At 63.1% G+C, this 26,925-nt stretch carries 25 protein-coding genes; 11 read left to right on the top strand and 14 right to left on the bottom strand.

Translation table 11 applies throughout. The annotated features are described in order from the left end of the window. Positions 1-88: 88 nt before the first annotated feature. Together V6765_RS21045 and V6765_RS21040 are read left to right on the top strand one after the other, a co-directional pair. Positions 89-1,864, top strand: a complete 1,776-nt coding sequence (locus V6765_RS21045; protein WP_448432444.1) for a sugar phosphorylase — start codon at positions 89-91, stop codon at positions 1,862-1,864. 178 nt (positions 1,865-2,042) lie between these two features. Then, positions 2,043-2,936, top strand: coding sequence for an MBL fold metallo-hydrolase (locus V6765_RS21040; protein ID WP_448432442.1), 894 nt, complete (start codon positions 2,043-2,045; stop codon positions 2,934-2,936). A 9-nt stretch (positions 2,937-2,945) separates the two neighbouring features. Here the strand turns inward: V6765_RS21040 and V6765_RS21035 are convergent, their stop codons facing one another. Then, positions 2,946-3,713: a molybdopterin-synthase adenylyltransferase MoeB gene (locus V6765_RS21035; RefSeq protein ID WP_448432440.1), complete on the bottom strand. Its 768-nt coding sequence runs from the start codon at positions 3,711-3,713 to the stop codon at positions 2,946-2,948. 66 nt (positions 3,714-3,779) lie between these two features. Between V6765_RS21035 and V6765_RS21030 the strand changes: the two genes are divergently transcribed. Beyond that, entirely contained in the window at positions 3,780-3,983 is a 204-nt protein-coding gene (locus V6765_RS21030) for a SlyX family protein (RefSeq protein ID WP_448432438.1), read from the top strand. Here V6765_RS21030 and recF read toward each other — a convergent pair. From recF to V6765_RS20995, 7 genes are all read right to left on the bottom strand, one after another. Beyond that, positions 3,977-5,110 (bottom strand): DNA replication/repair protein RecF, encoded by a 1,134-nt coding sequence (gene recF, locus V6765_RS21025; protein WP_448432436.1) that lies wholly within the window; start codon positions 5,108-5,110, stop codon positions 3,977-3,979. The two genes, V6765_RS21030 and recF, sit on opposite strands and share 7 nt — an antisense overlap. 393 nt (positions 5,111-5,503) lie before the next feature. Next, entirely contained in the window at positions 5,504-6,649 is a 1,146-nt protein-coding gene (dnaJ, locus tag V6765_RS21020; RefSeq protein ID WP_448432434.1) for a molecular chaperone DnaJ, read from the bottom strand. 81 nt (positions 6,650-6,730) lie between these two features. Next, on the bottom strand, positions 6,731-8,659 hold the full coding sequence (dnaK, locus tag V6765_RS21015; RefSeq protein ID WP_448432432.1) for a molecular chaperone DnaK: 1,929 nt from the start codon (positions 8,657-8,659) through the stop codon (positions 6,731-6,733). Positions 8,660-8,905: 246 nt separating this feature from the next. Further along, positions 8,906-10,018 (bottom strand): adenosylhomocysteinase, encoded by a 1,113-nt coding sequence (locus V6765_RS21010; protein ID WP_448432430.1) that lies wholly within the window; start codon positions 10,016-10,018, stop codon positions 8,906-8,908. A gap of 20 nt (positions 10,019-10,038) precedes the next feature. Beyond that, entirely contained in the window at positions 10,039-10,254 is a 216-nt protein-coding gene (locus V6765_RS21005; protein ID WP_448432428.1) for a hypothetical protein, read from the bottom strand. Then, entirely contained in the window at positions 10,247-10,939 is a 693-nt protein-coding gene (locus tag V6765_RS21000; RefSeq protein ID WP_448432426.1) for a GNAT family N-acetyltransferase, read from the bottom strand. The genes V6765_RS21005 and V6765_RS21000 overlap by 8 nt, the downstream gene beginning before the upstream one ends. 71 nt (positions 10,940-11,010) lie before the next feature. Beyond that, complete coding sequence (locus tag V6765_RS20995; RefSeq protein ID WP_448432476.1) at positions 11,011-11,652, bottom strand: 2-dehydro-3-deoxy-phosphogluconate aldolase; 642 nt, start codon at positions 11,650-11,652, stop codon at positions 11,011-11,013. A gap of 183 nt (positions 11,653-11,835) precedes the next feature. Here V6765_RS20995 and V6765_RS20990 point away from each other — a divergent pair, with 183 nt between their 5' ends. From V6765_RS20990 to V6765_RS20975, 4 genes are all read left to right on the top strand, one after another. After that, positions 11,836-12,312 carry a CYTH domain-containing protein gene (locus V6765_RS20990; protein ID WP_448432424.1) on the top strand — a complete coding sequence of 159 codons (477 nt, stop codon included), beginning with the start codon at positions 11,836-11,838 and terminating at the stop codon, positions 12,310-12,312. Position 12,313: 1 nt separating this feature from the next. After that, entirely contained in the window at positions 12,314-13,228 is a 915-nt protein-coding gene (locus V6765_RS20985) for a CHAD domain-containing protein (RefSeq protein ID WP_448432422.1), read from the top strand. 79 nt (positions 13,229-13,307) lie between these two features. Continuing rightward, positions 13,308-14,213 (top strand): oxygen-dependent tRNA uridine(34) hydroxylase TrhO, encoded by a 906-nt coding sequence (trhO, locus tag V6765_RS20980; RefSeq protein WP_448432420.1) that lies wholly within the window; start codon positions 13,308-13,310, stop codon positions 14,211-14,213. 109 nt (positions 14,214-14,322) lie between these two features. Beyond that, on the top strand, positions 14,323-14,898 hold the full coding sequence (locus tag V6765_RS20975) for a hypothetical protein (protein ID WP_448432418.1): 576 nt from the start codon (positions 14,323-14,325) through the stop codon (positions 14,896-14,898). A gap of 73 nt (positions 14,899-14,971) precedes the next feature. On the opposite strand, the gene V6765_RS20970 is transcribed toward V6765_RS20975, so the two are convergent. Beyond that, positions 14,972-16,123: a GNAT family N-acetyltransferase gene (locus tag V6765_RS20970; RefSeq protein ID WP_448432416.1), complete on the bottom strand. Its 1,152-nt coding sequence runs from the start codon at positions 16,121-16,123 to the stop codon at positions 14,972-14,974. 236 nt (positions 16,124-16,359) lie between these two features. Between V6765_RS20970 and V6765_RS20965 the strand changes: the two genes are divergently transcribed. From V6765_RS20965 to V6765_RS20950, 4 genes are all read left to right on the top strand, one after another. Further along, on the top strand, positions 16,360-16,755 hold the full coding sequence (locus tag V6765_RS20965; RefSeq protein WP_448432414.1) for a DUF2794 domain-containing protein: 396 nt from the start codon (positions 16,360-16,362) through the stop codon (positions 16,753-16,755). Between the two features lie 430 nt (positions 16,756-17,185). Continuing rightward, positions 17,186-18,244: an HlyD family secretion protein gene (locus V6765_RS20960; RefSeq protein WP_448432412.1), complete on the top strand. Its 1,059-nt coding sequence runs from the start codon at positions 17,186-17,188 to the stop codon at positions 18,242-18,244. Next, a complete protein-coding gene (gene rbbA / locus V6765_RS20955; RefSeq protein ID WP_448432410.1) occupies positions 18,241-21,021 on the top strand; it encodes a ribosome-associated ATPase/putative transporter RbbA in 2,781 nt (926 codons plus the stop codon). Before V6765_RS20960 ends, rbbA begins: the two co-directional genes overlap by 4 nt. A gap of 3 nt (positions 21,022-21,024) precedes the next feature. Beyond that, positions 21,025-22,137, top strand: a complete 1,113-nt coding sequence (locus V6765_RS20950; protein ID WP_448432408.1) for an ABC transporter permease — start codon at positions 21,025-21,027, stop codon at positions 22,135-22,137. 98 nt (positions 22,138-22,235) lie between these two features. Here the strand turns inward: V6765_RS20950 and V6765_RS20945 are convergent, their stop codons facing one another. The 5 genes from V6765_RS20945 to V6765_RS20925 all read right to left on the bottom strand — a co-directional run bounded on the left by V6765_RS20945 (position 22,236) and on the right by V6765_RS20925 (position 26,905). Then, positions 22,236-23,150, bottom strand: a complete 915-nt coding sequence (locus V6765_RS20945) for an N-acetylglucosamine kinase (RefSeq protein ID WP_448432405.1) — start codon at positions 23,148-23,150, stop codon at positions 22,236-22,238. A 4-nt stretch (positions 23,151-23,154) separates the two neighbouring features. Next, positions 23,155-23,826, bottom strand: a complete 672-nt coding sequence (locus V6765_RS20940; protein ID WP_448432403.1) for an N-acetylmannosamine-6-phosphate 2-epimerase — start codon at positions 23,824-23,826, stop codon at positions 23,155-23,157. Continuing rightward, complete coding sequence (locus V6765_RS20935; RefSeq protein ID WP_448432401.1) at positions 23,823-24,680, bottom strand: carbohydrate ABC transporter permease; 858 nt, start codon at positions 24,678-24,680, stop codon at positions 23,823-23,825. Before V6765_RS20935 ends, V6765_RS20940 begins: the two co-directional genes overlap by 4 nt. Continuing rightward, positions 24,677-25,597: a carbohydrate ABC transporter permease gene (locus tag V6765_RS20930; protein ID WP_448432399.1), complete on the bottom strand. Its 921-nt coding sequence runs from the start codon at positions 25,595-25,597 to the stop codon at positions 24,677-24,679. Before V6765_RS20930 ends, V6765_RS20935 begins: the two co-directional genes overlap by 4 nt. A 66-nt stretch (positions 25,598-25,663) precedes the next feature. Further along, positions 25,664-26,905 (bottom strand): extracellular solute-binding protein, encoded by a 1,242-nt coding sequence (locus V6765_RS20925; protein WP_448432397.1) that lies wholly within the window; start codon positions 26,903-26,905, stop codon positions 25,664-25,666. Positions 26,906-26,925: the final 20 nt, after the last annotated feature.

Below are 26,925 nucleotides of genomic sequence, written 5' to 3'. Positions count from 1 at the left end.
AATGGGGACGTTCATATTGCGGTGCAATTCACAATTGCCAATCGGATGCGACGTGATAACCTTGGCATCAAGGGGAAAGCAGGTAAGAATGACGACAATTTCCGAGACGCCGCCAAAGCCTATGGTTATCACCCGCCGGTTGCGGGAAAGCATCAGGCTCCATCTTGAGAATATCTATCCGGATCATGATTCCCGCGCGCTGACGCGGCAGGTGCTTGAGGCCTTCTGGAGCGATGGTGTTGTGCCGCGCAAACGCGGCCGCACCGCCGGCAACAATATGTGGAGCGCGGACAACACCTATGTCATCACCTACGGCAATTCGATCATCGATGGCGAGCACAAGCCGCTTTCGCTGCTGCAGGATTTTCTGACCGAGAACCTGAAAGGCGTTATCAAGGGCGTGCATATCCTGCCCTATTTTCCCTATACCTCGGACGATGGTTTCGCGATCACCGATTACCGGGTGGTCGACAGCGGGCTTGGCGGCTGGGAGGATATCGAGCGCATCAGCCGCGAGTTCCGGCTGATGTCGGATCTGGTGCTGAACCATTGTTCCAGCCAGAGCGCCTGGTTCAACGAATTCCGCATGGGGCACGCGCCCTACAAGGATTTCTTCTTCACCGCCTCGCCGGAGGACGATCTTTCCGACGTGGTACGTCCGCGCGCCCATCCGTTGCTGCGCAAGGTCGAGACCGCCGATGGCGACAAATATGTCTGGTGCACCTTCAGCCACGACCAGGTGGATTTCGACTTTTCCAATCCGGAAGTGCTGCTGGAATTCCTGCGCATCATGCGCTTCCACATCAATCGCGGCGTGCGCACCATAAGGCTCGATGCCTGCGCCTTCATGTGGAAGGAGGTCGGCACTTCCTGCATTCATTTGCCCGAAACCCACGAGATCATCCGGTTGATGCGCGTGCTTGCCGATTTCAGCGAGGAAAGCGTCGTTCTCATCACCGAGACCAACGTGCCGAATGTCGAAAACCTCAGCTATTTCGGCAATCGCAACGAAGCGCATATGATCTACAATTTCTCGCTGCCGCCGCTGATCGTGCATGCGCTTTTGAACGGCACCTCGCAATTCCTCAACGCCTGGCAGATGGCGATGCCGCCGGCGCAGATGGGCTGCGCCTATTTCAACTTCACAGCCTCGCATGACGGCATCGGGCTTCGCCCGGCCGAAAGCCTGCTGTCGGAAGAGGCGATCACCGGCATGGTCGAGACCATCCAGCAGTTCGGCGGGCGAGTTTCGATGCGCCAGCTTTCCGATGGCTCGATGCGGCCCTACGAGATGAACGTCTCGCTGTTCGACGCGCTGAAGGGCACGGTGAAGGGCGAGGACCAGCACAATATCGCCCGCTTCCTCTGCAGCCAGACGATCGCGATGGCGCTGGAGGGCATACCGGCGTTTTATATCCATTCGCTACTGGCCACCAGCAATGATGCCGAGGGCGTCGAGAAATCCGGCCATAACCGCGCCATCAACCGCCATCGCTGGAATTACGACAAGCTGCAGCAGGCCCTTGGCGACGAGACAACGCAGCATGCCAGGGTGTTCAACGAAATGTGCCGGCTGATCGGCATTCGCACCCGGCAGCCGGCCTTTCACCCGAACGCGACGCAGTTCACGCTCCACCTCGGCGAAAAGCTGTTCGGCTTCTGGCGCCAGAGCGTCGACCGCTCGCAGAGCGTGTTCGCGATCAACAATGTCACCGATGAGGCGCTGGAAATTCCGGCGATGTCGCTCAATCTGATCGGCGGCGAGAACTGGACGGACCTGATTACCAGCGAGCAGATCACCGCCGGCGGCGGCAAGATCTCCTTTGCGCCCTATCAGTGCCGCTGGATATCGAACCGGGCATAGGGCACCAGACAAGATCGGCCGTGCGTCCGCCCCTGCGCGGGCAAGAGCCGGACCGCGTCCAGTCCCTACGGCAAGGGCCGGCGCCGGTCAGAGACCCTATGCGACAATCCTGCGTCTTGAATTCAGCTTCTAAAACTTACATCTTCCTTGGAAAATCATTCCAACAGGAGGAAACGTCATGAGCAAGCCTCTTCCTTTCACGCCGGACCCGGCGCTGAAGCCCGAGGTCCATGGTTTTTTCGACCCCGCGACCAACACGATCTCCTATATCGTCAAGGATCCCGCCTCCGATGCCTGCGCGGTCATCGACAGCGTCATGGATTTCGACCAGGCCGCCGGCCGCATCAGCTTTGAAAGCGCGGACCGGCTTATCGAGTTTATCCGCAGCAATGGCTGGCGGCTGGAGTGGGTCATCGAGACCCATGTTCACGCCGATCATCTTTCCGGCGCGCCCTATATCCAGGAGCAGCTCGGCGGCAAGCTCGGCATCGGCGAAAACATTGTCATCGTACAGGACACGTTCGGCAAGATTTTCAACGAGGGCACCGCGTTCCAGCGCGACGGCTCCCAGTTCGACCGGCTGTTTGGCGATGGCGACAGCTATCAGATCGGCACGATGACCGCCCATGTCATGCACACGCCCGGCCATACGCCGGCCTGCATGACCCATGTGATCGGCGATGCAGCCTTCGTCGGCGATACGCTGTTCATGCCGGATGGCGGCTCGGCGCGCGCCGATTTTCCCGGCGGCGATGCCCGCACGCTCTACCGCTCCATCAAGCGCGTTCTGGCGTTGCCGCCGGAAACGCGGCTGTTCATCTGCCACGATTACGGGCCGAATGGCCGCGATATCGCCTGGGAAACCACGGTTGGTTCGGAACGCGCGCACAACATCCATCTCAGGGACGGCATCAGCGAGGATGAGTTCGTGAAGATGCGCGAGGCGCGCGACGCCACGCTGTCCATGCCCCGGCTCATCCTGCCCTCGCTGCAAGTCAACATGCGCGCCGGCGAAATCCCGAAGGATCAGGATGGCCGGCCGATGCTGAAACTGCCGATCAACGCGCTTTGATGTCGCCGCTCATCGGGCCGGTTTGCGCGCGTAGTAAATCGTCTCGAACCGCGCGCCGAGCCCGTCATAAAGCAGCAACCGGCCGATCAGCGGTTCGCCCGCGCCGGCGATCAGCTTCACCGCCTCCATTGCCATCAGCGTGCCGATCACGCCGGTAACGGGGCCGATCACCCCGGCCTCGGCGCAGGAGGGCACGAGCCCTGCCGGGGGCTGCTTGGGATAGAGATCGCGGTAGCGCGGGTTTTGCGCGCCGTCCTTGCCTGTTTCATAGGGCTTCAGGACGGTCAGCGAACCATCGAAACGGCCGACGGCGCCGGTCACCAGCGGGATTTCCGCCCGCTCCGCCGCATCGGCGGCGCGATAGCGCGTGTCGAAATTGTCGGAGCCGTCGATCAGAAGATCGAAGCCCTTCAGCACGGCGTCGATATTGCCGTCCTCAAGCCGCTCGTCATAGCGCCGGCAGGTGACATGCGGATTGAGGCGGGCGATTGCGCGGGCGGCGCTTTCGGTCTTGCTTTGGCCGATCGTGCCGGTGTCGTGGATAACCTGCCGCTGCAGGTTGGAAAGGCTGACGCCGTCATCATCGGCGATGCCGAGCGTTCCGACGCCGGCGGCGGCCAGATAAGCAAGCACCGGCGCGCCGAGCCCGCCCGCGCCGATCACCAGCACCCGGGCGCGTTTGAGCGCTTGCTGGCCCGGACCGCCGATTTCCGGCAGCACGATATGGCGAGCGTAACGTTCTATTTCATCGGCGGAAAAGGGTTCAATGTCGCTCATCGTTTCACTATATCAGGCACGGCAGGAACGGATAGCCAAGAACCCGCAAACGTGATGGAAAACCCCATGAGTGACGACCGTATTCTTAAACTGGAAGAAACCGTCGCCTACCAGGCGAAAACCATCGACGAATTGTCTGAACAGCTTGCCCAGCAGTGGAAGGAAATCGACCGGCTGAAGAAGCAGTTCGAGGTGCTGACCGACCGGTTCCTGACGCTGGAGGAAACCGCCGGCGAACGCCCGGCAATCACCAAGCCGCCGCATTACTGAGCGCTTTCCTCGGCGATGCTGCCGGCGGCGACGTTGAAGAACTGGCCGCGTTCGCCGAGCGCGTCAAACAGCGCCCTGTCGGTGCCGGTCATGAAGGCCTGGCCGCCGATATCGTCGATCCGCTCGAACAGGGCTGCGCGCCTGCCGGCATCGAGATGGGCGGCGACCTCGTCGAACAGCATGATCGGCGGGTGGCCGCTGATGCGGCGGGTGAGTTTGGCATGGGCCAGCACCAGGCCGATCAGCAGCGCCTTTTGCTCGCCGGTTGAGCAGAGCGCGGCCTCCATCGCCTTTGCCGCGTGGCGCACCTCCAGATCGCTGCGGTGTGGGCCGTCGAGCGTGCGTCCCGCGCCGGCATCGCGGAAGCGTTCCTCCTCCAGAAGCGCGCGGTAGCGGTCCTCGAGGTCGATGGCCGGGGCTTCGGCATGATCGGCGAAGAAGCCGGAAAGCGCGATCTCGGGGGCAGGGAAGGGCGAGCCGCCCGTGGTCTCGGCAATCAGGGCGGCGAGCAGCGTCACCAGTTCGCGCCGCGCCAGCGCCATCGCCACGCCGAGGCCCGCCATCTGCTCCTCCAGCCCGGAAAGCCATACCGGCTCCATGCGCCGTTCTGAAAGCAGCCGGTTGCGCGAGCGCATGGCGCGCTCGAAATCGGCAACCCGGCGGCCATGGGCGGGATCGATCGACAGCACCATGCGGTCGATAAACCGGCGGCGGTCGGTCGCTCCGCCGGTAAACAGCCCGTCCATGGCCGGCGTCAGCCAGATCACCCGGGCATGGTCGAGAAGCTCGTCGCCGCTCGCCGCCGGCGTGCCGTTGATGCGCACCTTGCGGCCGGCGCCCTCGATGCCATCCGTTCCGGTGCCGATCGAGACCGAACCCTCCATGCCTTCTAGCTCGGCAAACACGGTAAATCCGGCGGCCGCCTCCTTGCGCGTCACCTGCCCGTAGGCCGCCCGCCTGAGGCCGCGCCCCGGAGAGAGAAACGAAACAGCCTCCATCAGATTGGTCTTGCCCGAGCCATTATCCCCCGTCAGCACCACATGCCGCCCGTCAAAGGCCAGCGCCGCCTTTTCATAATTGCGGAAATCCGTGAGCTTCAGCGCGGTGAGGAAGATCGAGGGCAGCATGGCACCGGTGTTCGGTTCAAATCAGTCCGCCTCTTATGCGGCAAAAGCGGGCGAGGTGAAAGGCCGGCGATGCCAAGAGGTCGCTGGCGCTTGTCGGCCTATGAGAATGCGGTGGGGCGACACCGGCCTTTCCACCTGATCCACCCGCCTCTGTTTTCGTCATCCCGGCCTTGAGCCGGGATCCAGGGCCCCACCACAAACGCCATCGATTTCAAGCGGAGGCAAGGTCTTGCCGGGTTGCCCTGGACGCCGGATCAAGTCCGGCCTGACGGATGAGGAGGTGGCGGAGATAAACGCCGGATGAGCCAAGCATGGCGCAAGCAAAGACTGCGCAAACAAAAAAGGCGCCGGGAAAACCCGACGCCCTGAAATGCGAATGAAGCTTCGAGCCACTCACTCGGTCCCGAAAAAGTCCTTCATCTTGGAGAAGAACCCGTTCGATTCCGGGTTGTTCTCCTTCGAGGAAAGCTCATCGAATTCCTGCAGCAACTCGCGCTGGCGCTTGGTGAGCTTCTGCGGGGTTTCGACGCGGACCTGGATATAGAGGTCGCCGCGATGCGAGGAACGCAGCACCGGCATGCCCTTGCCCTTCAGGCGGAACTGCTTGCCGGCCTGGGTGCCTTCGGGCACTGCGACCCGCGATTTCGCGCCGTCGAGCGTGGTCACCTCGAACTTGCCGCCGAGGGCCGCCTGCGTCATCGAGATCGGCACGGAGCAGTGCAGGTCCGCGCCGTCGCGCTGGAAGAACGGATGCGGCTTGACCGACAGGAAGATGTAGAGATCGCCCGACGGTCCGCCGCGAAGCCCGGCCTCGCCCTCGCCCTGAAGGCGGATGCGGGTGCCATCCTCGATGCCGGCCGGAATGTTCACCGAAAGCGAACGCTCCTCGACCTTGCGGCCCTCGCCCCGGCATTTGGGGCAGGGGTCGGAGATGATCTCGCCGCGCCCGTGGCAGGTCGGGCAGGTGCGCTCGACCGAGAAGAAGCCCTGCGCGGCGCGCACGCGCCCCGCGCCGTGACAGGTGCCGCAGGTCGTCGGCGTCGAGCCGGGCTTTGCGCCCGAGCCGGAGCATTCGTCGCACACGACCGAGCTCGGCACCCGAATCTGCGCCGTCTTGCCGTGGAAGGCCTCATCAAGGCTGATTTCCATATTGTAGCGCAGATCGGCGCCGCGTTCGCGGCCGTTCGGCTGGCGGCGACCGCGCGCTCCGCCCATCATTTCGCCAAAAATATCCTCGAAGATATCCGAGAAACCGCCGGCGCCGCCGAAGCCCTGTGCACCGCCGCCAAAGCCGCCGGCGCCCGGTCCGCCGTTTTCGAACGCGGCATGGCCGAAGCGGTCATAGGCGGCCCGCTTCTGCGGGTCCTTCAGGGTCTCGTAGGCTTCGTTGATTTCCTTGAATTTCTTCTCGGCTTCAGCGTTGTCCGGGTTGCGGTCGGGGTGATACTTCATCGCAAGCTTGCGGAAGGCGCTCTTCAGCTCCTTTTCGTCGGCCGAGCGACCGACGCCGAGTGTCTCGTAAAAATCCGCTTTTGCCATGGAGATGCAATACCTCTTGAAAAAGAGTGACCGGCCGTCCTGGGACGGCCGGAATCATTCAGGTCCTATCCGATCGAAGGATCAGGCCGATTTCTTCTTGTCGTCGTCGTCGCTGACGTCTTCGAATTCGGCGTCGACCACATCGTCAGACTTGGCATCGCGGGCCGCGTCGGCGGAAGCCTGGGCTTCCTCGTCGGACTGCTGGGCCTCGTAGATCGCCTGACCGAGCTTCATGGAGACTTCCATCAGCGTCTGGGTCTTGGCCTGAATGTCATCGGCATTCGGCTCTTCGGCGGCCACGGCGGTCTTCAGCTCGTCGATCGCGGTCTGGATGGCATTGCGGTCATCCTCGGAGACCTTGTCGCCATGCTCCTTGAGCGACTGCTCGGTGGAGTGAATCAGGCTTTCGGCCTGGTTCTTGGCCTCGACGGCCGCACGACGCTTCTTGTCTTCCTCGGCATGGCTTTCGGCGTCCTTGACCATCTGCTCGATGTCGCTGTCGGACAGACCACCCGATGCCTGGATGCGGATCTGGTGCTCCTTGCCGGTGCCCTTGTCCTTGGCCGAGACGTTGACGATGCCGTTGGCGTCGATGTCGAAGGTGACTTCGATCTGCGGCACGCCGCGCGGGGCCGGCGGAATGCCGACGAGGTCGAACTGGCCGAGCATCTTGTTGTCGGCGGCCATTTCGCGCTCGCCCTGGGCAACGCGGATGGTCACGGCGGACTGGTTGTCTTCAGCCGTCGAGAAGGTCTGACTCTTCTTCGTCGGGATCGTCGTGTTGCGATCAATCAGACGGGTGAACACGCCGCCGAGCGTTTCGATGCCGAGAGACAGCGGGGTCACGTCGAGCAGCAGAACGTCCTTGACGTCACCCTGCAGAACGCCACCCTGGATGGCAGCGCCGAGCGCCACGACTTCATCCGGGTTCACGCCCTTGTGCGGGTCCTTGCCGAACAGCTGCTTGACGGTTTCCTGCACCTTCGGCATGCGGCTCATGCCGCCGACGAGAACGACTTCATCGATCTCGCTCGCCGAAACGCCGGCATCCTTCAGCGCGGCCTTGCAGGGGCCGACGGTGCGCTTGACGAGGTCGTCGACAAGGCTTTCGAACTTGGCGCGCGTCAGCTTCAGCGTCAGGTGCTTCGGACCGGTTGCGTCCGCCGTGATGAACGGCAGGTTGATTTCTGTCTGCGACGAGGACGACAGCTCGATCTTGGCCTTTTCGGCGGCTTCCTTCAGGCGCTGCAGGGCAAGCTTGTCGGAGCGCAGGTCGATGCCGTTTTCCTTCTTGAACTCGTCGGCGAGATATTCGACGAGACGCATGTCGAAGTCTTCACCACCGAGGAAGGTATCGCCGTTCGTCGACTTCACTTCGAAGACGCCGTCGCCGATTTCCAGGATCGACACGTCGAAGGTGCCGCCGCCAAGGTCATAGACGGCGATGGTCTTGCCTTCGTTCTTGTCGAGGCCGTAGGCGAGGGCTGCAGCCGTCGGCTCGTTGATGATGCGCAGCACTTCAAGACCGGCGATCTTGCCGGCGTCCTTGGTGGCCTGACGCTGGGCGTCGTTGAAGTAGGCCGGAACCGTGATGACGGCCTGTTCGACCTTTTCGCCGAGATAGGCTTCCGCGGTTTCCTTCATCTTCTGAAGGACCATGGCGGAGACCTGCGAGGGAGAATAGGACTTGCCATTGGCTTTCACCCACGCGTCGCCATTGTCGCCCTTGACGATTTCGAAGGGAACGAGGCCCTTATCCTTGGTCACGGTCGGGTCTTCGTAGCGGCGGCCGATCAGGCGCTTCACCGCGAACAGCGTGTTGGTGGGGTTGGTGACGGCCTGACGCTTGGCGGGCTGGCCGACAAGGCGCTCGCCATCTTCGGAAAAGGCCACCATCGACGGCGTCGTGCGCGCGCCTTCGGCGTTTTCGATCACCTTCGCATCCTTGCCATCCATGATGGCGATGCAGGAGTTGGTGGTTCCCAGGTCGATACCAATTACTTTAGCCATTTTATTTTCTCTCCTTTTAAGCAGGCCATCCGAACCCTTCAGGCATTCCTTGACGGCCCCTTGAGCATGGTCTTGATTTGATTTCCAGGGCGGCGATAACGCCGTTGTGATCGGTATATAATAAGCGCCAAAACGCTCTGCAAGGCGCTGTGGGCGGCTTAAAACGCCATTTATGACCAAATTTTACACGTGATCGCGGATCGCACAGCCGGTGGGCACGGGCCGGAAATATCGACTCCGTGGCGGTCATGCGGCAGCCGGGCAGGCGCGTTCCCAGACCGTGCGCGGCAGCAGGTGCACGCCGCTCGCCGCAGACGCGCCATCGCCGACGATATGGCCAATGCCTTCGGCCATCACCGCGAGCGTCATGTCGAAGGCGTTGAGGCTGTCGCCCTCGCCGCCAACGAGATTGGCCATCGCGCCATCGACGAAGAGATGGATGCAGTTTTCCGAGGCGAGGCGGTAGGTCGTGACGGCGGGCAGGGCCTTGGTCTGCGGCAGGTTGGCGAGCGGCGCCAGTTCGATTTCATCGATGCGATGGCCGGCATTGAGCAGGAAGCAGCCGTCCTTCAGGCGCTGGATCACCGAATATGGCACGACATGATGGCCGCCGGTTCCGGTGACGATCACATCGGCGAGCGGCGCAAGCGCCTCAACCGATCCGGCCAAAAAGCCATCATAACGCGCCTGCAGAACCCGCGCCGGATCGATCTCGGCGACCATCACCGTGCCGCCGAAGGCGCGCGCGCTCGCGGCAAGTCCCTGGCCGACCGAGCCGTAACCGACCACCAGCACGGTCTTTTCATGCAGGCTCAACAGCGTGCGGGTGAAGAAGGCGTTCCAGGTGGTCAGCCCCACCATATGGCGGTTGTGCAGCCCTTCCTTCACCGGCAGGTCGTCCCAGTTGAAGATCGGCCATGGCGGCAGCGCGCCCTGCAGCCGGTTGATGCCGGAGCCCGTGGCCTCCAGCCCGGCCCTGATCGGCGGCATCTCCATCCCTTCGCTGAGCAGCATATGGGTAAAATCCGCGCCCATTTCGCTGAGATGGGTCGGACCCCATTCTAGCCCGGCGCGGATCGCCGCGCGCCAGTCCTCCTCCGGCATGTTCTTGTAGGCATCGACCCGCGCGCCGGCGGCGCGCATTGCGTCGACAACCTCGTTGCGCACGGTCGCCGGATTGCAGGTGGTCACGAACAGCGCCGCCCCGCGGCTTGCCAGCCCTTCCACCAGCGGCAGCATCTTCATGTCGAGATGCATGCTCATCGCGAGCCGGATTCCGGTCATGTCGGGCAGGTTTTCGACCGCGCGTGCGGTGCGCGGCATATGGGCCTTCGCCCATGTCGGCGTGATTTCAGTCATTCAGTTCGTTTCTTTCAGCGCTATCGTCCGTGGCGCTTCTGATAGCGACCGCGCAGCCAGAATACCAGAAAAACCGCAAGGACGAAGGCAATCCCGACTGCAACCGCGAGCCAGACGGAGTATTGCGCGAGATAATTGACCGCGTCGGGCAGGAAATAACCGCCGATCAGCAGGCCAAAGAATATCAGCGCCGCGGCGATAATCGTGGAGCGGTTGCCGGTGGGTTGATCAGCCATGCGCGCCTGCCTCCCTGATCTCCGCAATGGTGCGGACCTGCCTGCCATCGGCGGTGAAGTTTTCCGGCGCCAGAAACGCTTCGAAGGCCGCCTTGCGCGCCGGCCATTCGCTGTCGATCATCGCATACCATGCGGTGTCGCGGTTCCGGCCCTTGGCGACCATGTGGTTGCGGAAGGTGCCCTCATAGGTAAAGCCGAGCCGCTTCGCGCTGGCATGGCTCTTTTCGTTGTCGTTGTTGAGCTTCCACTCATAGCGACGATAGCCGAGATCATCGAAAATGTGGCGCGCCATCAGGTAGTGAACCTCGGTCGCCATGGTCGATCGCTGCATTGCCGGGCCATGCGCCACCGCGCCGACCTCAATCACGCCGTTCTTCTCGTCGAGCCGCATATAGCTCGCCATGCCGACCAGCCTGCCGGTTTCCTTCGAGCGGAAGACCCGGGTGACGTAGCTTCCCGAGGCGTTTTCCCGGTCGAGCCAGGCGCGGAAATCCGAAGCATCGGCAAACGGCCCGTTCGGGAAATACTTCAGAAGATCGTTGATCGCGTCCGCAGTCCCGCCGAGCCCTTCCCAGAGTTCTACGGCGTGGCGAGCGCCATCATAAGGCTCGACAATCACGCTCGCGCCTTCGGCGACGATCGGCTGTGGGCGCTTCCGTGGCGCAAAATTCGTCAGATCCTGCATCGCAATACCTTTGCAATCGGAAAGACCCCGACGAAAGGCCGGGGTCGTCAACACCTTGAAACAGCGACGGCTTAGGCCTTCAGCGTCGCGCAGGCCTCTTCGGCAAGCTTGCGGATGCCGTCCCAGTCGCCGCGCGCGACCATGTCCTTCGGCGCCACCCACGAGCCGCCGACGCAGATGACGTTGGGAAGCTTCAGGTAATCCGGCGCATTCTGAAGTGACACGCCGCCGGTCGGGCAGAACATGACATCGGGGATCGGCGAGGCAAGCGCCTTCAGATAGGGCGCGCCGCCGGCCTGTTCGGCGGGGAAGAACTTCATCACCCGGTAGCCTTCCTCGCGCAGCGACAGCACTTCGCTGGCCGTCGCCGTGCCCGGCAGCAGCGGCACGTCGCTGTCGTCCGCCGCATCGAGAATATCGCCGTTGATGCCGGGCGAGACGATGAACTCGGCGCCCGCCTTTTCGGCTGCGGCATAATCGCGCGCCGAAAGGATGGTGCCCGCGCCGATCACGGCCCCTTCGATCTCGTCGGTCATCGCCTTGATGGCGTCGAGCGCGGCGTCGGTGCGCAGCGTGATTTCCAGCGTCTTGAGCCCGCCTTCCACCAGCGCGCGCGCCAGCGGCACGGCGTGTTCGACGGATTCCACGATCATCACCGGAATGACGGGTTGCGCCGTCAGCGCCTTGAGGAGGGTTTCAGTTTTCGCTTCCATTCTCGCACCGCTTTCGTGGTTGATATTGTCCATGGGATACCCCGGCAAAGCCGGCAAGTCGAGCCCGGAACGGGGTTATTCTTTGCTGCCCATTGCCTGCGGGCGCAGTGATCTTCATAAGGGAATTTCGTCACGGCGGCATGACCGCCAGAGGCAGGGCTGAAAGCGTCCGGGAGAACGATGATGGCCAAGGAAATCGAACGCAAGTTTCTGGTCGATGGCGAAGGCTGGAAAGATGGCGCGGAAAAGGGCGTCCGCCTGACCCAGGCCTATCTGATGAGCGGCCCGCAGCGCTCCGCGCGGGTGCGCATCTTCGATGGCGGCCGCGCGCGGCTGACGATGAAGTTCGGCGGCGCCTCGCTATGCCGGGACGAGTATGAATACGACATCCCGCTTGCCGATGCGCTGGAACTTGTGAGCCATGCGCTGGGCGCCGTCATCGACAAGACACGCTACTGTCTCGCAGACGGCGCATTCGTCTGGGAAATCGACGTCTATCATGGCGATCTCGCAGGGCTCGTGGTGGCGGAGGTGGAACTGCCCGACGAGGCCGCCACGCCACCGCTTCCCGATTGGCTCGGCCGCGAGGTCACCGGCGATCCGCGCTATCTGAACCAGACGTTGTCGGAAACCGGCAGGCATCCCGAGGAGGCAGGCTGACATGGCGTTCTCTCTCGATCCCGACCGCCCTTTCGACGCCGCCGTCCGGAAAGTCGCCGTCTCCCAGCTCGAGGACGCGATCCGCGCCCTGAAGAAGCAGCCAAACGGCGTGCATGAGGCGGTTCACGACGCCCGAAAGAAGTTCAAGCGGGTGCGCGGCCTCTACCGGCTGGTCCGCCCCGCCGCGAAGGATTTCGCGAAAGCGGAAAATGCCCGCATCCGCGATCTGGCGAATTCCCTGTCGGCCGACCGGGACGCCGCCGCACTGATCGAATGCGTCCGCTACCTCAGGCTGAATGCGGCCGAGGGAAAGGTCGACATGGCGCTGGCCCGGCTGGAGGCGGCGCTGATCGTGCGGCGCGATGCCAGGGCGGTTTCCGAGGATGCGCTGCAGAAGAAGGCGAAGGCGGCGATCGACGTCTGCCGGGAGGCGATCACGGCGGTCGAAGACCAGGATTTCGACGGGAAATCGCCGGAAAAGGCGATCGCCAAGGCCTGGCGCAAGCAGCTTGCCTCCGCCCATGTCGCCGTCATGGCGGTGCGGGCCGAGGCGACGGACGAGCACTTCCACGATTTGCGCAAGGAGGCGCAGACCTACTGGATGTTCTGCGCGCTTGTCGCCGATATCTGGCCGACGGCCTTGAAGGCCAAACGCGCCGACGCCAAGGCGCTTGCCGATCTCATTGGCCACGAGCATGATCTCAGCGTGATGATCGCGCTGCTTGACGGCCCGGACGGGCCGGCACTGTCTGAAAAGACCCACCGGATCTGCCGCGAGGAAGCGATCGCGCAAAGGGCGCGGCTGCGCCGCCGGGCGGTGAAGAACGCCCGCAAGGTGTTCGACGACGAGGCGGAAATCGAGAGCGCGATTATCAAGACGCTCTGGCGCAAGCGCATCGCGCGCAGCGAAGGCTGACAATTGCAAAGCCTCAGCAATGGGTGTATTGGCCGCAAACACGCCCCTGCCGATTGAAAACGTAACGCGGAGACAGGCCATGTCCTATCTGGTCGCAGCTCTTTATCATTTTGCCCGCTTCGCCGATTATGAATCGTTCCGCGCGCCGCTTCAGGCCGCAGCCGACGAGAACGGCGTCAAGGGTACGCTGCTTCTCGCCCATGAAGGCATCAACGGCACGATTGCGGGCACGCCAGCGGGCATCGCCAATGTGCTCTCCTTCATCCGCGCCCGGCCCGAGCTTGCCGGCATGGAGCACAAGGAAAGCCACGCCTCGAAAATGCCGTTCAACCGAATGAAGGTGCGTCTGAAGAAGGAAATCGTCACCATGGGCGTCGACAATATCGACCCCCTGAAGACGGTCGGCACCTATGTCGAGCCGAAGGACTGGAACGACCTGATCTCCGATCCCGACACGATCGTGATCGATACCCGCAATGACTACGAGACCGCGATCGGCATCTTCCGCGGCGCCGTCGATCCGAAGACGAAGACCTTCCGCGAATTTCCGCGATGGGTCGCAGAAAACCAGGGCCTTCACAACAAGCCGAAGATCGCGATGTACTGCACCGGCGGCATTCGCTGCGAAAAGGCGACGGCCTTCATGAAGGAGCAGGGCTTCGACGAGGTCTATCACCTGAAGGGCGGCATCCTGAAATATCTCGAGGAAGTGCCGGAGGCGGAGAGCCTCTGGGACGGTGCCTGCTTCGTCTTCGACGAGCGCGTCTCCGTCACCCATGGCCTGAAGGAAGGCGAGCACGAACTCTGCCACGCCTGCCGCCATCCGGTGACGCCCGAGGACAAGATTTCCGCCGATTACGAGGAAGGCGTCTCCTGCCCGCATTGCGCCGACAGCTATTCGGAGACCGACCGCGCCCGCTTCCGCGAGCGCCAGCACCAGATCGCGCTGGCGAAAGCCCGCGGCGAGCGCCATCTCGGGGCGTAAGGTATTCGTCTGATACTCAGGGACGGGCGTTGCGCCGGTCCCTAATTTACCCGTCTTTAATCATGAATGGTTAGGTTCGCCCCAACAACCAAGCAAGACGGTCGGCATCATGCGTTTTCTGGCAAAATCTCTGGCAGTTTCGGCAGCAGTGCTGCTTTCGGCCTGTTCGACTTTCTCGTTCCTGCCGGGTGCCTCCGAGCCGATCCCCACGCCGATCGCCGCCAATCCCGCTTCGCTTCGGATCGCGGTTCTGGCCCCGGAGGAGTTCCGGCTGCCGAAGGGCGAGGTCGAGCTGACCGTCTATCAGCGCGGCGCGGGCGGCGATATCAGCCAGGATTATACGCTGGTGAATGCCGATTCCGAGAAGGTCGATGCCGCGGTTGCCGAATTCCGCAAGCCGGGGCAGGTGGTGACGCTTCTGAGACTGGCGCCCGCCGATGCGCTGCGCCTGCGGGATCAGCAGGAGCAGATGGCGGTCGCGCGCGGCGCCGGCAGCGCCAAGCCGGGTTTCGAGGTCGATCTCGATTCCACCTGCTGGAACGGCGCGATGGTAGCCCCCGCAGTGCCGCTCGATGTGCTGATCAGGGCGGATTCCGACGGAGAATTCCATCCGTTGCTGTCCGATATCGATATTTTCGCGTTGATGAACCGGCCGGAAGACTCGCGCCTGAAGAAGTGCCGCTGAGAGGCTTCGGATTTCTCTTTTGAGCCGCCCGGCCTGCGGTCCGGGCCGTCTGTCTTGAGAATGATTTGAACGCTCAGTCCCGGTGCTCGCGGGCCAGCGCGTCGATCGCGCGTTCCATGCCGGGGCGGATCGCGACCATCAGCGTGGCATAGCCTTCCTCGACCGGCCAGAACCGCTCCGCCAGATAGGGGCCGACGCCGGGGGCTGCGCGGGTCACCGCGATATTGGCGTCGCGGGTGTTCCATTCCGTCAGCCGCATGATCAACTGCTCGTCGACCGCTTCCTGTTCCATGTCCGGCCGCACGAACACCTGCCAGATCCAGGCTTCGCCGGCCGTGACCGGCTGGATCGCCGCCGCAATCATCTCGCCCGAAAGATAGAGCGCGTGGATGCGAAGCTGGTCGTTGCGACCGAGCTTCTTGGCCGTGGGCAGCAGCGCCGCAAATCGGGACCGGTCTTCCGCGACCGTCGTCGTGAGCGCTGACAGCTCATCCAGCATCAGCGCCGTTTCGGATGGATTGCGGGCGATATGGTAACCGATCTTCCCGCGCGCGTTAAGCGCCTCCCACTTTGCAAGATTGGCCTGCCACGCCTCGCGCTCGTCCGGCGTTAGCGCTGCGTTGGCGGGGTTGATCGGACCGGACAGCGCGCGTCGCCGGCGGGCATGGGTGACCCGGAAGGCAAGGCCGCGGGCGGCGGCCACCGCGCGGGCGAAGCGCATGAACGCGCCATCGGCGAGCAGATGCGGAAATACGGCGATGCCCGGCAGGTTGACGAGCGAGCCGGCAAGCGCCTCGAAAAGCTGGTCGAGTGTCGCCATCGGCCGGTGGCGCGAGATCAGCGGCGCGTGATAGCCGATATCGCCGATCGCGTGGGCAAGCAGATGCGAGCCATTGCCGCGCACCGAAAAGGTCATCAGCGCGGTCAGACTGTCATCGCTGTCGCCGTCTTCCATCAGCGCGACCCTGAGCAGCGAATGGCGCTCGCCGAGCGCCGGCAGCAGGAAGGCAGGGGTCTGGAAGATGTTGCGCTCGATCGCACTCTCGGCCAGCCGGTCCATCGCCGGCTCCATATGGTCGGGCGCTTGCGAATAGAGCGAAAACTCGCCGCCGCTTCTGACTTCAAGGCGGATATCGGGTACGGCCTTGCCGGGCTGGACGACGGAAAGCTTGGATTTGAGGCGGGCAGGCGGGCGTTGGCCAAGGTCCTTGCGAATGATGCTCATGGCCGCGCCCCTTTCGGCCGGCGGCCGAAGCGCGATGCGCGCGGCATGTCCGGCAAGACGGGCAGCTCTGGGGGGCCTGAACGCATGGATACTGAACTCTTACAAACGCACTTAACAAGGGATAACCGGTTTCGGTTAACAAAGCGTTGGCCACTCTCACGCCACACCGGCCTTGCAATTTTGGCCGATACGGGCAGACTGTCTTGTAAGTGTCATGTTTGCGAAGCGGAGACGCCATGGCTGACAAGCCGGAAACGCAACGCGGCCGGGCTGCCGCCAACGCCAATGTGGTGGAGCTCAGCCAATATCGCGCCGGCCAGAAGGCCGAGCCCCTGCCGGTGACCTTCCACCGGCGCGAACTGGACGCGATCCTCTGGATCTACGGCCGCATGGTCGGCGAGGGCGAGTGGCGCGACTATGCGCTGGACCACATGAAAGACAAGGCGGTGTTCTCGGTCTTCAAGCGCGCAGGCGAAATGCCACTCTACCGGATCGAGAAGAACCCGAAACTTGCGGCCAAGCAGGGCGCGTTTTCGGTCACCAATACCGCCGGCATGGTGCTCAAGCGCGGGCATGACCTGAAACAGGTGCTGAAGGTCTTCGACCGGAATTTGAAGTTGGTGGAGAAGTAGTTCTGCCCGGCTCCCGGCTGTTCTGCACCCAAGCCGGGTTTGCGCGCGTTGGGCGCGGTATTTTGCTGGCGGCGATCCTCCGCCCGTTGATTTAGCCATTTTTCCTTGGCGCGTCGGAATCTTCGAAAAAGGATTCCTCTTTTTGCCCAACGCCTGAGGCGGTAATGGAGCACTCCAGTTTGGCAAAAAGGGGCTCCGTTCGCGTTCACATCTCGTGCGACGCGATTTTTCTATATGATGCAGCTTCCTATTGTCCTAGATCATGGAGCGGTTAATCTGAACCTCACTATGGTTTGTTGCGACGCATCGGGTTATCGAAAAACCGGATTCCACTTTTCGCCCGATGCTCCAGGATTTTGGGATATAAGATGGCTCTTCCCAACGACGACCGAGTGCGATCCCTATGCTTGAGCGGCTGAAACGACTCTTCATGAACCTCTGGTTCGCGGTGGCGCTCGTGGCGGTTGCGGCCGTTGCCGGCTGGTATCTGACCGAGCGCCTGGCGGAGGAGGGGTTGCCGGCCGGCATTGCCTCGGGCAATGGCCGCATCGAGGCGGTCTCCATCGACATATCCGCCCGCTCCGGTGGCCGGATCAGCGATATTCTCGTGCAGGAGGGTGACACCGTGTCGGCTGGCCAGGTGCTTGCCCATATGGACACCCAGCAGCTCGACGCGATGTTGCGGGAAGCGCGTGCGCAGTTGCAGCGCGGCCGGATCGGCCGCGACGTGGCGGAGAGCGGCGTTAAGCAGGCCGAGGCCGAACGTTCCGCCGCGCTGGCGGTCGTCGCCCAGCGCGAGGCAGAGCTTGGCTCGGCCGAGAGCCGCTTCAACCGCTCGCAACAGCTCGTCGAACGCAACACCGTGGCCCAGCAGACGGTGGAGGATGATCGCGCCCGTTTCGAAGGCGCCCGCGCGGCGCTCGACGCCGCGCGGGCCCAGGTCGCCGTCGCCGAGGTGGGCATCGCCACGGCGCGGGCGCGGATCGTGGATGCGGAGGCCAATATCGAGGCGGCCAAGGCGGCGATAGAGCGGATCCAGACGGAGATCGATGACAGCACGTTGCGCTCGCCCCGGGACGGCCGGGTGCAGTATCTCGTCGCCCAACCGGGCGAGGTTGTCGCCGGCGGCGGGCGGGTCCTGAACCTCATCGATCTCGGCGATGTCTACATGACCGTTTTTCTGCCCACGCTGGAGGCCGGGCGTCTCGCCATCGGCTCGGAGGCGCGCATCGTCCTCGACACCGCGCCGGGCGTGGTGATTCCGGCTACCGTCTCGTTTCTGTCCGATGTCGCGCAGTTCACTCCGCGCACCGTCGAGACAGCCGAGGAGCGCCAGGGGCTGATGTTCCGCGTGCGGGTACGCGTTGCGCCGGCGCTTCTTGAACGATACGCCGATTACGTCAAACCGGGTCTGCCCGGCATAGCCTATGTCAAGACCGACCCGGAGGCGGCATGGCCTGAAAGCCTGCGCACCGGATTGCTGGAATGAGCGGGCCGGCGCAAACCAGCGATGCTCCCGCGCTTGCGGCGCGCCTGCTGAACGTCAGCCATGCGTTCAAGAAGACCCGTGCGCTCGACGACGTATCGATTGACTTTCCTGCCGGCAGGATGGTGGGCCTGATCGGCCCTGACGGCGTCGGGAAATCGACGCTGCTCTCGCTGATCGCAGGGGCGCGCAAGGTCCAGGCCGGCGCGGTCGAGGCGCTGGGCGCCGACATGCGGAAGGCGCGCGACCGCAGCGCGATCGGCCCCCGCATCGCCTATATGCCCCAGGGGCTCGGCAAGAATCTCTATCCGACCCTATCCGTATTCGAGAATGTGGATTTCTTCGGTCGCCTCTTCGGTCATGCCCGCAGGGAGCGCGAGCGCCGCATTCATGAACTTCTGGCCGCCACCGGTCTTGATCCCTTTGCCGACCGCCCGGCCGGCAAGCTTTCCGGCGGCATGAAGCAGAAGCTCGGCCTGTGCTGCGCGCTGATCCACGATCCCGACCTCCTGATCCTCGATGAGCCGACAACGGGCGTCGACCCGCTTTCCCGGCGGCAGTTCTGGGAACTGATCAACGCTATAAGGGCCAACCGGCCGGGCATGGGGGTGATCGTCGCAACCGCCTATATGGAGGAGGCGGCCTGGTTCGACTGGCTCGTCGCCATGGACGGCGGCCGCGTGCTGGCGACGGGAACGCCGGCCGAGCTTCAGGCGAAGACTGGCACGTCCTCGCTCGATGACGCCTTCATCGCCGTACTGCCGCAGGAAAAGCGCAGCCGCCATAAGAAGGTGGATATTCCGCCCCGGCCCGAGCGCGGCGACGGCGCGCCCGCGATCGAGGCCGACGGGCTGACGATGCGCTTTGGCGATTTCACCGCCGTGGACAATGTCAGCTTCCGCATTCCCAGGGGCGAAATCTTCGGCTTTCTCGGCTCGAATGGATGCGGCAAGACGACGACGATGAAGATGCTGACCGGCCTCCTGCCGGCCAGTGAGGGCACCGCGCGGCTGTTCGGGCGCGAGGTCGATCCGCGCGATCTCGATACCCGCCGGCGCGTTGGCTACATGTCGCAATCCTTTTCGCTCTATTCCGAGCTGACCGTTCGTCAGAACCTGGACCTGCATGCCCGCCTTTTTCAGTTGCCGGCGGCGGATATTCCGGCCCGAATCGCCGAAATGGCGAAACGCTTCGACCTGACGGATGTGCTGGAAACGCTGCCCGATGCCCTGCCGCTCGGCGTCACCCAGCGCCTGTCGCTCGCCGTCGCCATGATCCATGCGCCCGAGATGCTGATCCTCGACGAGCCGACCTCCGGCGTCGACCCGATCGCGCGTGACCAGCTGTGGCAGAGTTTCGTCGATCTGGCGCGCAATGACGGCGTGACGATCTTCATCTCCACGCACTTCATGAACGAGGCGGAGCGCTGCGACCGCATTTCCCTGATGCATGCCGGCAAGGTGCTGGTGTCTGACAGACCGGCCGCGATCGTCGAGACGCGCGGCACTGCCAATCTCGAGGAAGCCTTCGTTTCCTATCTGGAGGATGCGATCGGGGAGGGGGGCAGCGCGGCAGGCGGGCCGCAAACGGATGCCGTTTCCGCGGATATCGTCCACGCCATCGGACCTGGGCATCAGCCTGTGCACAATCGCCGGCTCGATCCGCGGCGGATCATGAGCTATGCCCGGCGCGAGGCGCTGGAACTGCGCCGCGACCCGATCCGCGCCGCCTTCGCTTTTATCGGTAGTCTGGTGCTCCTGTTCGTCCTCGGCTACGGGATCAGCATGGATGTCGAGGACCTGCCTTTCGCGGTGCTCGACCACGACCGCACGACGGTCAGCCGCGACTATACGCTCGACATTGCGGGCTCGCGCTATTTCACCGAGCGTCCTCCGATCATCGATCATGCCGATATGGACCGGCGCATGCGCAGCGGCGAGATCAGCCTTGCCCTCGAGATACCGCCCGGCTTCGCGCGCGAGGTGGCGGCCGGCCGCAACGTGGAAATCGGCGGGTGGCTCGACGGTTCCATGCCATCACGCGCGGAGACCGCCAAGGGCTATGTCGACGGGCTGCACGCGCACTGGCTGATGCGGCAGGCCCGCGCGCTCCTTGGAGAAGAGGCACTGGCCGAGGACTTCCGGCTTGAGACGCGGTTCCGCTACAATCCCAACGTGGAAAGCATCATCGCCATGGTTCCGGCCGTCATCGCCCTGGTGCTCCTGTTCATTCCCACCATGCTGGCCACGCTCTCGATCGTGCGGGAGAAGGACCTTGGTTCCATCGTCAATCTCTACGTGACGCCCGTCACCCGGCTGGAGTTTCTGCTCGGCAAGCAGATACCCTATGTCGGCCTCGCCATGATCAATCTCGCGATGATGACAGCCTTCGCCATTGTCGTGCAGCGCGTCCCCTTCACCGGCAGCATTCCGGCCTATGCGCTTGGCGGCCTGCTTTACGCCATCGCGGCGACCGGGCTCGGACTGCTGATCTCGAGCTTCATGAACAGCCAGATCGCCGCGATTTTCCTGACCACTGTCGTCACCATGATGCTGGCCGTCCAGTATTCCGGCATGATCGATCCGATCGCCTCCATGGAGGGCGAGGCCGCGCTGATCGGGGCCATCAACCCGGCAAGCCATTTCGTCACCATCTCGCGCGGCGCCTTTTCCAAGGCGCTGGGTTTCGGCGATCTGACGCCCTCGCTCATGCCGCTGTTTGCGGCCGGCCTCGCGCTGTTATTGCTCAGCGTTCTCTTCCTCCGCAAGCAGGCGCGTTGAACCATGCGGATATCGACGATCTGGCGACTGGGCATAAAGGAGTTGTGGAGCCTGCTGCGCACGCCCGCTCTTCTGGTGCTGATCGTCGTCGTATTCACGCTTCAGGTCTATGCGGCGGCGGTCGCGGTGCCCTTCACGCTGAACAAGGCGCCGATCTCCATCGTCGACGAGGATGCCTCCGCGCTCTCGGAGCGCATCGCCTCGGCCTTCTACCCGCCCTATTTCCTGCCCCCGCAGACGATCACGCTGTCACAGATGAACCGGCGCATGGACGAAGGCGTCGATACCTTCGCGCTCGTCATCCCGCCGAACTTCCAGCGCGACCTTCTGGCCGGCAGCGAGCCGGCCATGCAGCTCAACGTCGACGCCACGCGGATGACCCAGGCCTTTACCGGCGCAGGCTATGTGCAGGCGATCGTATCGGGCGAGGTCTCCGAGTTCCTTGAGCGCTACCGCGCCAGCGAACCCGCTCCCGTTGGTCTGGTTCTGCGCGCCCGCTTCAATCCCGAGCTTAATCCAAACTGGTTCAGCGCCATGATGGAGGTCGTCAACAATGTCGCGCTGCTCTCCGTCATCCTGACCGGTGCCGCGCTCATCCGCGAGCGCGAACGCGGCACCATCGAACATCTTCTCGTCATGCCGGTGACGCCGGCGGAAATCATGCTCGGCAAAATATGGCCGATGGCGGCGGTGGTGATGGGCGCGGCTTGCTTTTCGATCACCGTCGTGGTGCAGACATGGCTTGCCATTCCCGTGGCGGGCTCGCTGTGGCTGTTGATACTCGGCATGGCGCTGCAGCTGTTTGCGACGACCTCGCTTGGCATCTTCCTGGCCACCATTGCCGGCTCAATGCCGCAATTCGGGCTGCTGCTGATGCTCGTTCTGTTTCCGCTGCAGATTCTGGCGGGCGGCCTGACGCCGGTGGAGAATATGCCCGCGGTTCTGCGCACCCTCATGTCGCTGGCGCCGGACACGCATTTCGTCGCGCTGGCGCAATCGATCATGTTCCGGGGCGCGGGGCTTGCGGTCATCTGGCCGCAGCTTCTCAGCCTCGCCGCCATCGGCCTCGCCCTGTTTTCATTATCATTATGGCGATTCCGGCGGTCGCTAAGGTAGACTTTTGTTTTGTCGCATCGGCCCGAAACGACGGAGGAGAAATCTGGCCAGGACCGCGGGTCGCAAACATGCCCATAAGGCAGTTTTGGCGGTCGAATTCAGGCGGAAGGTCCTGAAGATGCAGGGTGAAAAAAGGAAAGGGCCAGCCGGGCAGCGCCCTCCGCCTGATCGAGGACGGGAAAGCGCGCCTCGCCGGCAAGCCTCCGGCGGATCGTCTCGGCGATGACGCGATGCAGCTTCAGCACGCCGCCGACAAAGGCGACGGGATGGTTGCCGTTGCGGGCAATCAGGATGTTGCCAAGGCGGGCGAGTTCAGCGCCGGCCTCACGCAGAAGCCCGTTTGCGCATGCGTCGCCGGCCTCCGCGGCATCGGCAACAGAACGCGCGAGCGCGCCAATGCGCCCCCGGTCGCCGGCATAGATATAGGCGCGCATATCCGACCAGTCGTCGGAGCCGACGGCGGCATAAAGCGCATCGGCGAGCAGGCGCATGTCGCCCGGCGCGCCCTCCTCGTCGAGCCGGCGGTAGAGCGCGCGCACGGCGGCAAGGCCGATCCAGCCGCCGGAGCCCGCATCGTCGATCAGGATGCCGCGCCCGCCAATGCGGAAAAGCCTGCCCTCGCTGTCGAGGTGAACGGCAATCGACCCCGTGCCGGCGGAAACGAGGTGGCCTTCTCCCAGCGTAAACAGGCTGCGGTAGGCAAGCTCGATATCGTCGGAAATGAAAATCTTCGCGCGCGTCAGCTTCAGCGCGGCAATCAGCATGTCCTCGATATCGCGACGCGCGCGCGGGCCATAGCCGGTGAGGCCGAAGACGGCCGCGTCAACGGGCCTTGTTATCTGCGCGGCAATCGCGGCGATGCTTTCCTCAAGCCTGTCACGGGATTCGGCGTTGAAGGTGTGGCCGGTGGCGCCGGCCGCAGCACCCCGCTGAACGATGGTTCCCGCCTGATCGCAAAGGACAAACCGCGATGCCGTTCCGCCGATATCGCCGCCGAGGAAATAGCTGTCCATGGCCTCAGCCCTCGATCTGCCTGACAAAACCGCGAGTGATCTCGCGCGGATTGGTAATCGCCGTGCCGACAACGACGGCATAAGCGCCGCAATCAAACGCGCGGCGGGCGCGTTCGGGCGTCGAGAACCGGCCCTCGGCCACCACCGGCGTTTTGATGCGGGCGACCAGCGCCTCGATCAGGGCGTAGTCCGGCAGGTCATCGTTGCGTCTGGTGTCATCGGTATATCCGGAAAGCGTTGTCGCCACATAGGTTGCCCCCATGTCCGCTGCGGCCGCCCCTTCGTCGGACGTTGCGATATCGCAGAAGGCCTCGAGGCCAAGCGTTTCGGTAATGTGGCGGATGAGCCTTGCCGGTTCGTCGCCCCGGCGCGGGCGCGGCGTGGCGTCAATGCCGATAATGTCGGCTCCGGCCTCGGCAAGCGCATCGCAGGCTGCAAGCGTCGGCGTGATATAGACCGGCACGGCATCGGAAAACTGCTTGTCGATGCCGATGGCGGGCAGGCCCGCGGCCTTGACGGCCCGCACGTCTGAAACGCCATTCGCGCGGATGGCGCATGCCCCGCCGTCACGCGCCGCGAGCGCCATCGCGCCCATGAAAAGCGCGCCGTGGAGCGGGTTGTCCGCGCGGGCCTGGCAGGAAACCACCAGCCCGCCTTTCTTCAGCTTCAGCGTCACTTGATCGCGCCCGAGGTCATGCCGTTGATGAACTGGCGGGACAAGATGATGTAGAGCAGCGTGATGGGGGCTGCGGCGAAGGTCAGCCCGGCAAACAGCACGCCCCAATTGGTGGTGTATTCCCCCATGAAGCTCGTCAGTCCCTGCGGCAGGGTTTTCAGAAGATCGTTCTGGATGAAGATCAGCGGGAAGAAGAAATCGTTCCAGATCGGCACGAGATTGTGAATTGCGGCAATCACCATGGCGGGTCGCGCCAGCGGCAGCATGACCGACCACATGATCCGCGCTTCGGACGCGCCGTCCATGCGCGCGGCATCTTCCAGCTCGCCGGGCAGCGAGCGAATGAACCCGGTCATGATGAACACGGTCGATGGCAGGCCCATGGCGATATAGATGAGGATCAGCGATAGCTGGCTGTCGAGCAGGCCCATCTTGCGCATCAGCACGAAGAGCGGGATGACGGCGAGCTTCAGCGGCAGGGTCAGACCGGCCAGGAAGAACAGCAGCAGAAAGCTGGAGCCCCTGAAATTATAGCGCCCCAGCGCATAGGCCGCCATCGACCCCAGCACCAGAATGGCAAGAATGGACGAGCCGGTGATCAGCAGCGAGTTGAAGAAGTAGCGGACGAAATGGGTCTCGGTCCAGATCGCCTCGAAATTCGAAAGATCGGTGAAATCGGGAATCGCGAAAGGCTCGCGGAAGATCGCCATTGACGGCTTGAAGGCCGAAAACACCATGATCACGATCGGCGCGATCATGATGAAGGTATTGGCTATCAGCAGGATCTGCAGCAATCCATCGCGCCCGAATGTGCGCATTAGGCCGGAGCGGTCGGTATAGGTCGTATCGCTCAAAGCTCAATCTCCCGGCGGCGCAGGTAAAGCGTCATGGCGGTGGCAAACACCGTGATGAAGATGAAGACGAGCGCCGCCAGCGCCGAGCCATGGCCGAAATCCGAGCTGCCCGCGCCGGGGTTGCCGAAGGCGAGGCGGTAGAAATAAAGCGCCAGCACATCGGTATTACCGAAGGGCGAGCCGCTCATGCCCTCCATCACATAGGGCAGTTCGAACCAGTTGAACGACCCGATGAATTGCAGCACGAACACGATGGTTGCCGCCGGCGCCACCAGCGGCCAGATGATCTTTCGGATCTTCACCCACTCGCTTTCGGTCTCCATGCGCACGGCATCGTAGATTTCGCCAGGAATGCGCTGCATGGCGGCCAGGAAAATCAGTGTCGGAAAGCCGACCCAGTGCCAGGCATTGACGAGAATGAGCGAGGCAAGCGCGGTATCGGACTGGCCGAGCCAGGGCTGCGCCAAGCCTGCAAGGCCGACCGCTTTCAGCGTCTGGTTGACGATGCCGAACAGCGGATTGAGGAACAGTTTCCACAAATAGCCGACAATCACGGTCGACAGCACAACCGGCAGGAACACGGCAATGCGATGGAACCGGGCCAGCGGAAACTCGCGCCACAGCGCATAGGCGAGAATGAACGCGGCGCCGTTTTGCACCACCATCAGCGTGATAAAGACGATGACATTGTTGATGAAGGCGTTTTGAACCGTCGATTTATACGGTTCAGTAAACAGCACATCGTAGAAATTCTGGAAGCCGACAAACTCGCCCCGCGCCATGCCGTTCCAGTGATAGAAGGCGTAGGCCAGCGCCGAAACGATCGGGTAGGCGACAAAGAGCAGCATCACCGCAAGAGCGGGCAGGATCAGACAGGTGATCCAAAGGCCACGTGGCGTCGGCATCAGGCGGTTCATTGCATTCGCTTCCGTCTTGATCAGAGCGAGCCGGCCGCAAAAGGCCGGCCCCCAAACGTCGAGAAATCAGTTGTTCTGGAAGGGCTCGTAGTATTTCGACAGCCCCTCGGTCACGGTCGCGCCGACCTCTTCAGGCGTTGCCTCGCCGGCCATCATTTTCTGGACGTTTTCCTGAACCAGCGTCGAGCCCGAAGGCTGATCGAAGCGGAAATTCACCAGCATCATGTAAGGCATCGAGGTCTTGTTGAGTTCGGCAACGGCCTCAAGGTCCGGGTTGTCGAAGGTGACGCCCGGGATCGGCGAGATGTTGGAGAGCTCGTTGGCAAAGGCCTGACCGAATTCCTTGGAAGCGAGGAAGTTCAGGAACTTCAGCACCGCATCCTTGTGCTCGGTCGCCGCATTGCCGGCATAGCCGCCGTCATAGAACACGGCGACAAGGCCTTCATCGCCCTCATCGACCACGGGTGCGGGAATGGCGCCGATATTGATATCGGGGTTCATGCCCTTCATGGCGGCGATTTCATAGGATCCGCCGACGAACATGCCGGCCATGCCCGTCGCAAACAACTGCTGCGAAGAGGCATAGTCGAGGCCGATGAAGCCGTCGGGGAAATACTGGCTCATATCCTTGATGCGGGTCAGCGCTTCGACGAAGCGCGGATCGGTGAAATCGGCATCGCCGCTCATCACGTCCTCGTAAAAGGCCTTGCCCATGGTCGACGAACCGAGGCCGAAGGTGATGACTTCGTTCTGCCATGCGTCCGCCGTGCCATTGGCAAAGGCGTAGAGACCGGCTTCCTGAAGCGCTTTGGCGGCCGCTTTCATATCGTCCCATGTCTTCGGCGGCTCGAGACCAAGCTCGCTGAACACATCCTTGTTGTAGAGCACCATCATCGTCTGCGAGGCGAAGGGAATGGCGTAGACGGTGTTGTCCGCACGCAGGGTTTCCGCCTTCAGCGCATCGGCCGGGAAATCCTTCAGCGCCGGCACGTTTTCTTCCGAAAGCGGCATGAGATAACCGCCGGATGCCACGCTCTCGAAGGAGCCGTAGGCGCGCACCATCATCGCGTCGGGGCCGGCCTCGCCCGCAAGCGCGGTCGAAAGAATGGTGCCGTAATTGACGGCTTCGATCATTCTGAGATTGACATTGATGTCGGGGTTTTCCGCCTCGAAGGCGTCGATGAATTCTTCGTATTGCGGCACGTCCTCCACGCGCCAGCCCCAGAAGGAAATGTCTTCGGCCAAAGCCGGCGCGGCCATGCCGGCGACGGCCGTGGCCACCAGAAAAGTCTTGGCAAAGGGTGTCATCAGATTGCTCCTTTTGTTCC

It is taken from the genome of Martelella sp. FOR1707, assembly GCF_053484265.1.
The sequence above is the reverse complement of the archived record's forward strand: the minus strand, read 5'-3'. Positions and strand labels throughout refer to the sequence as shown.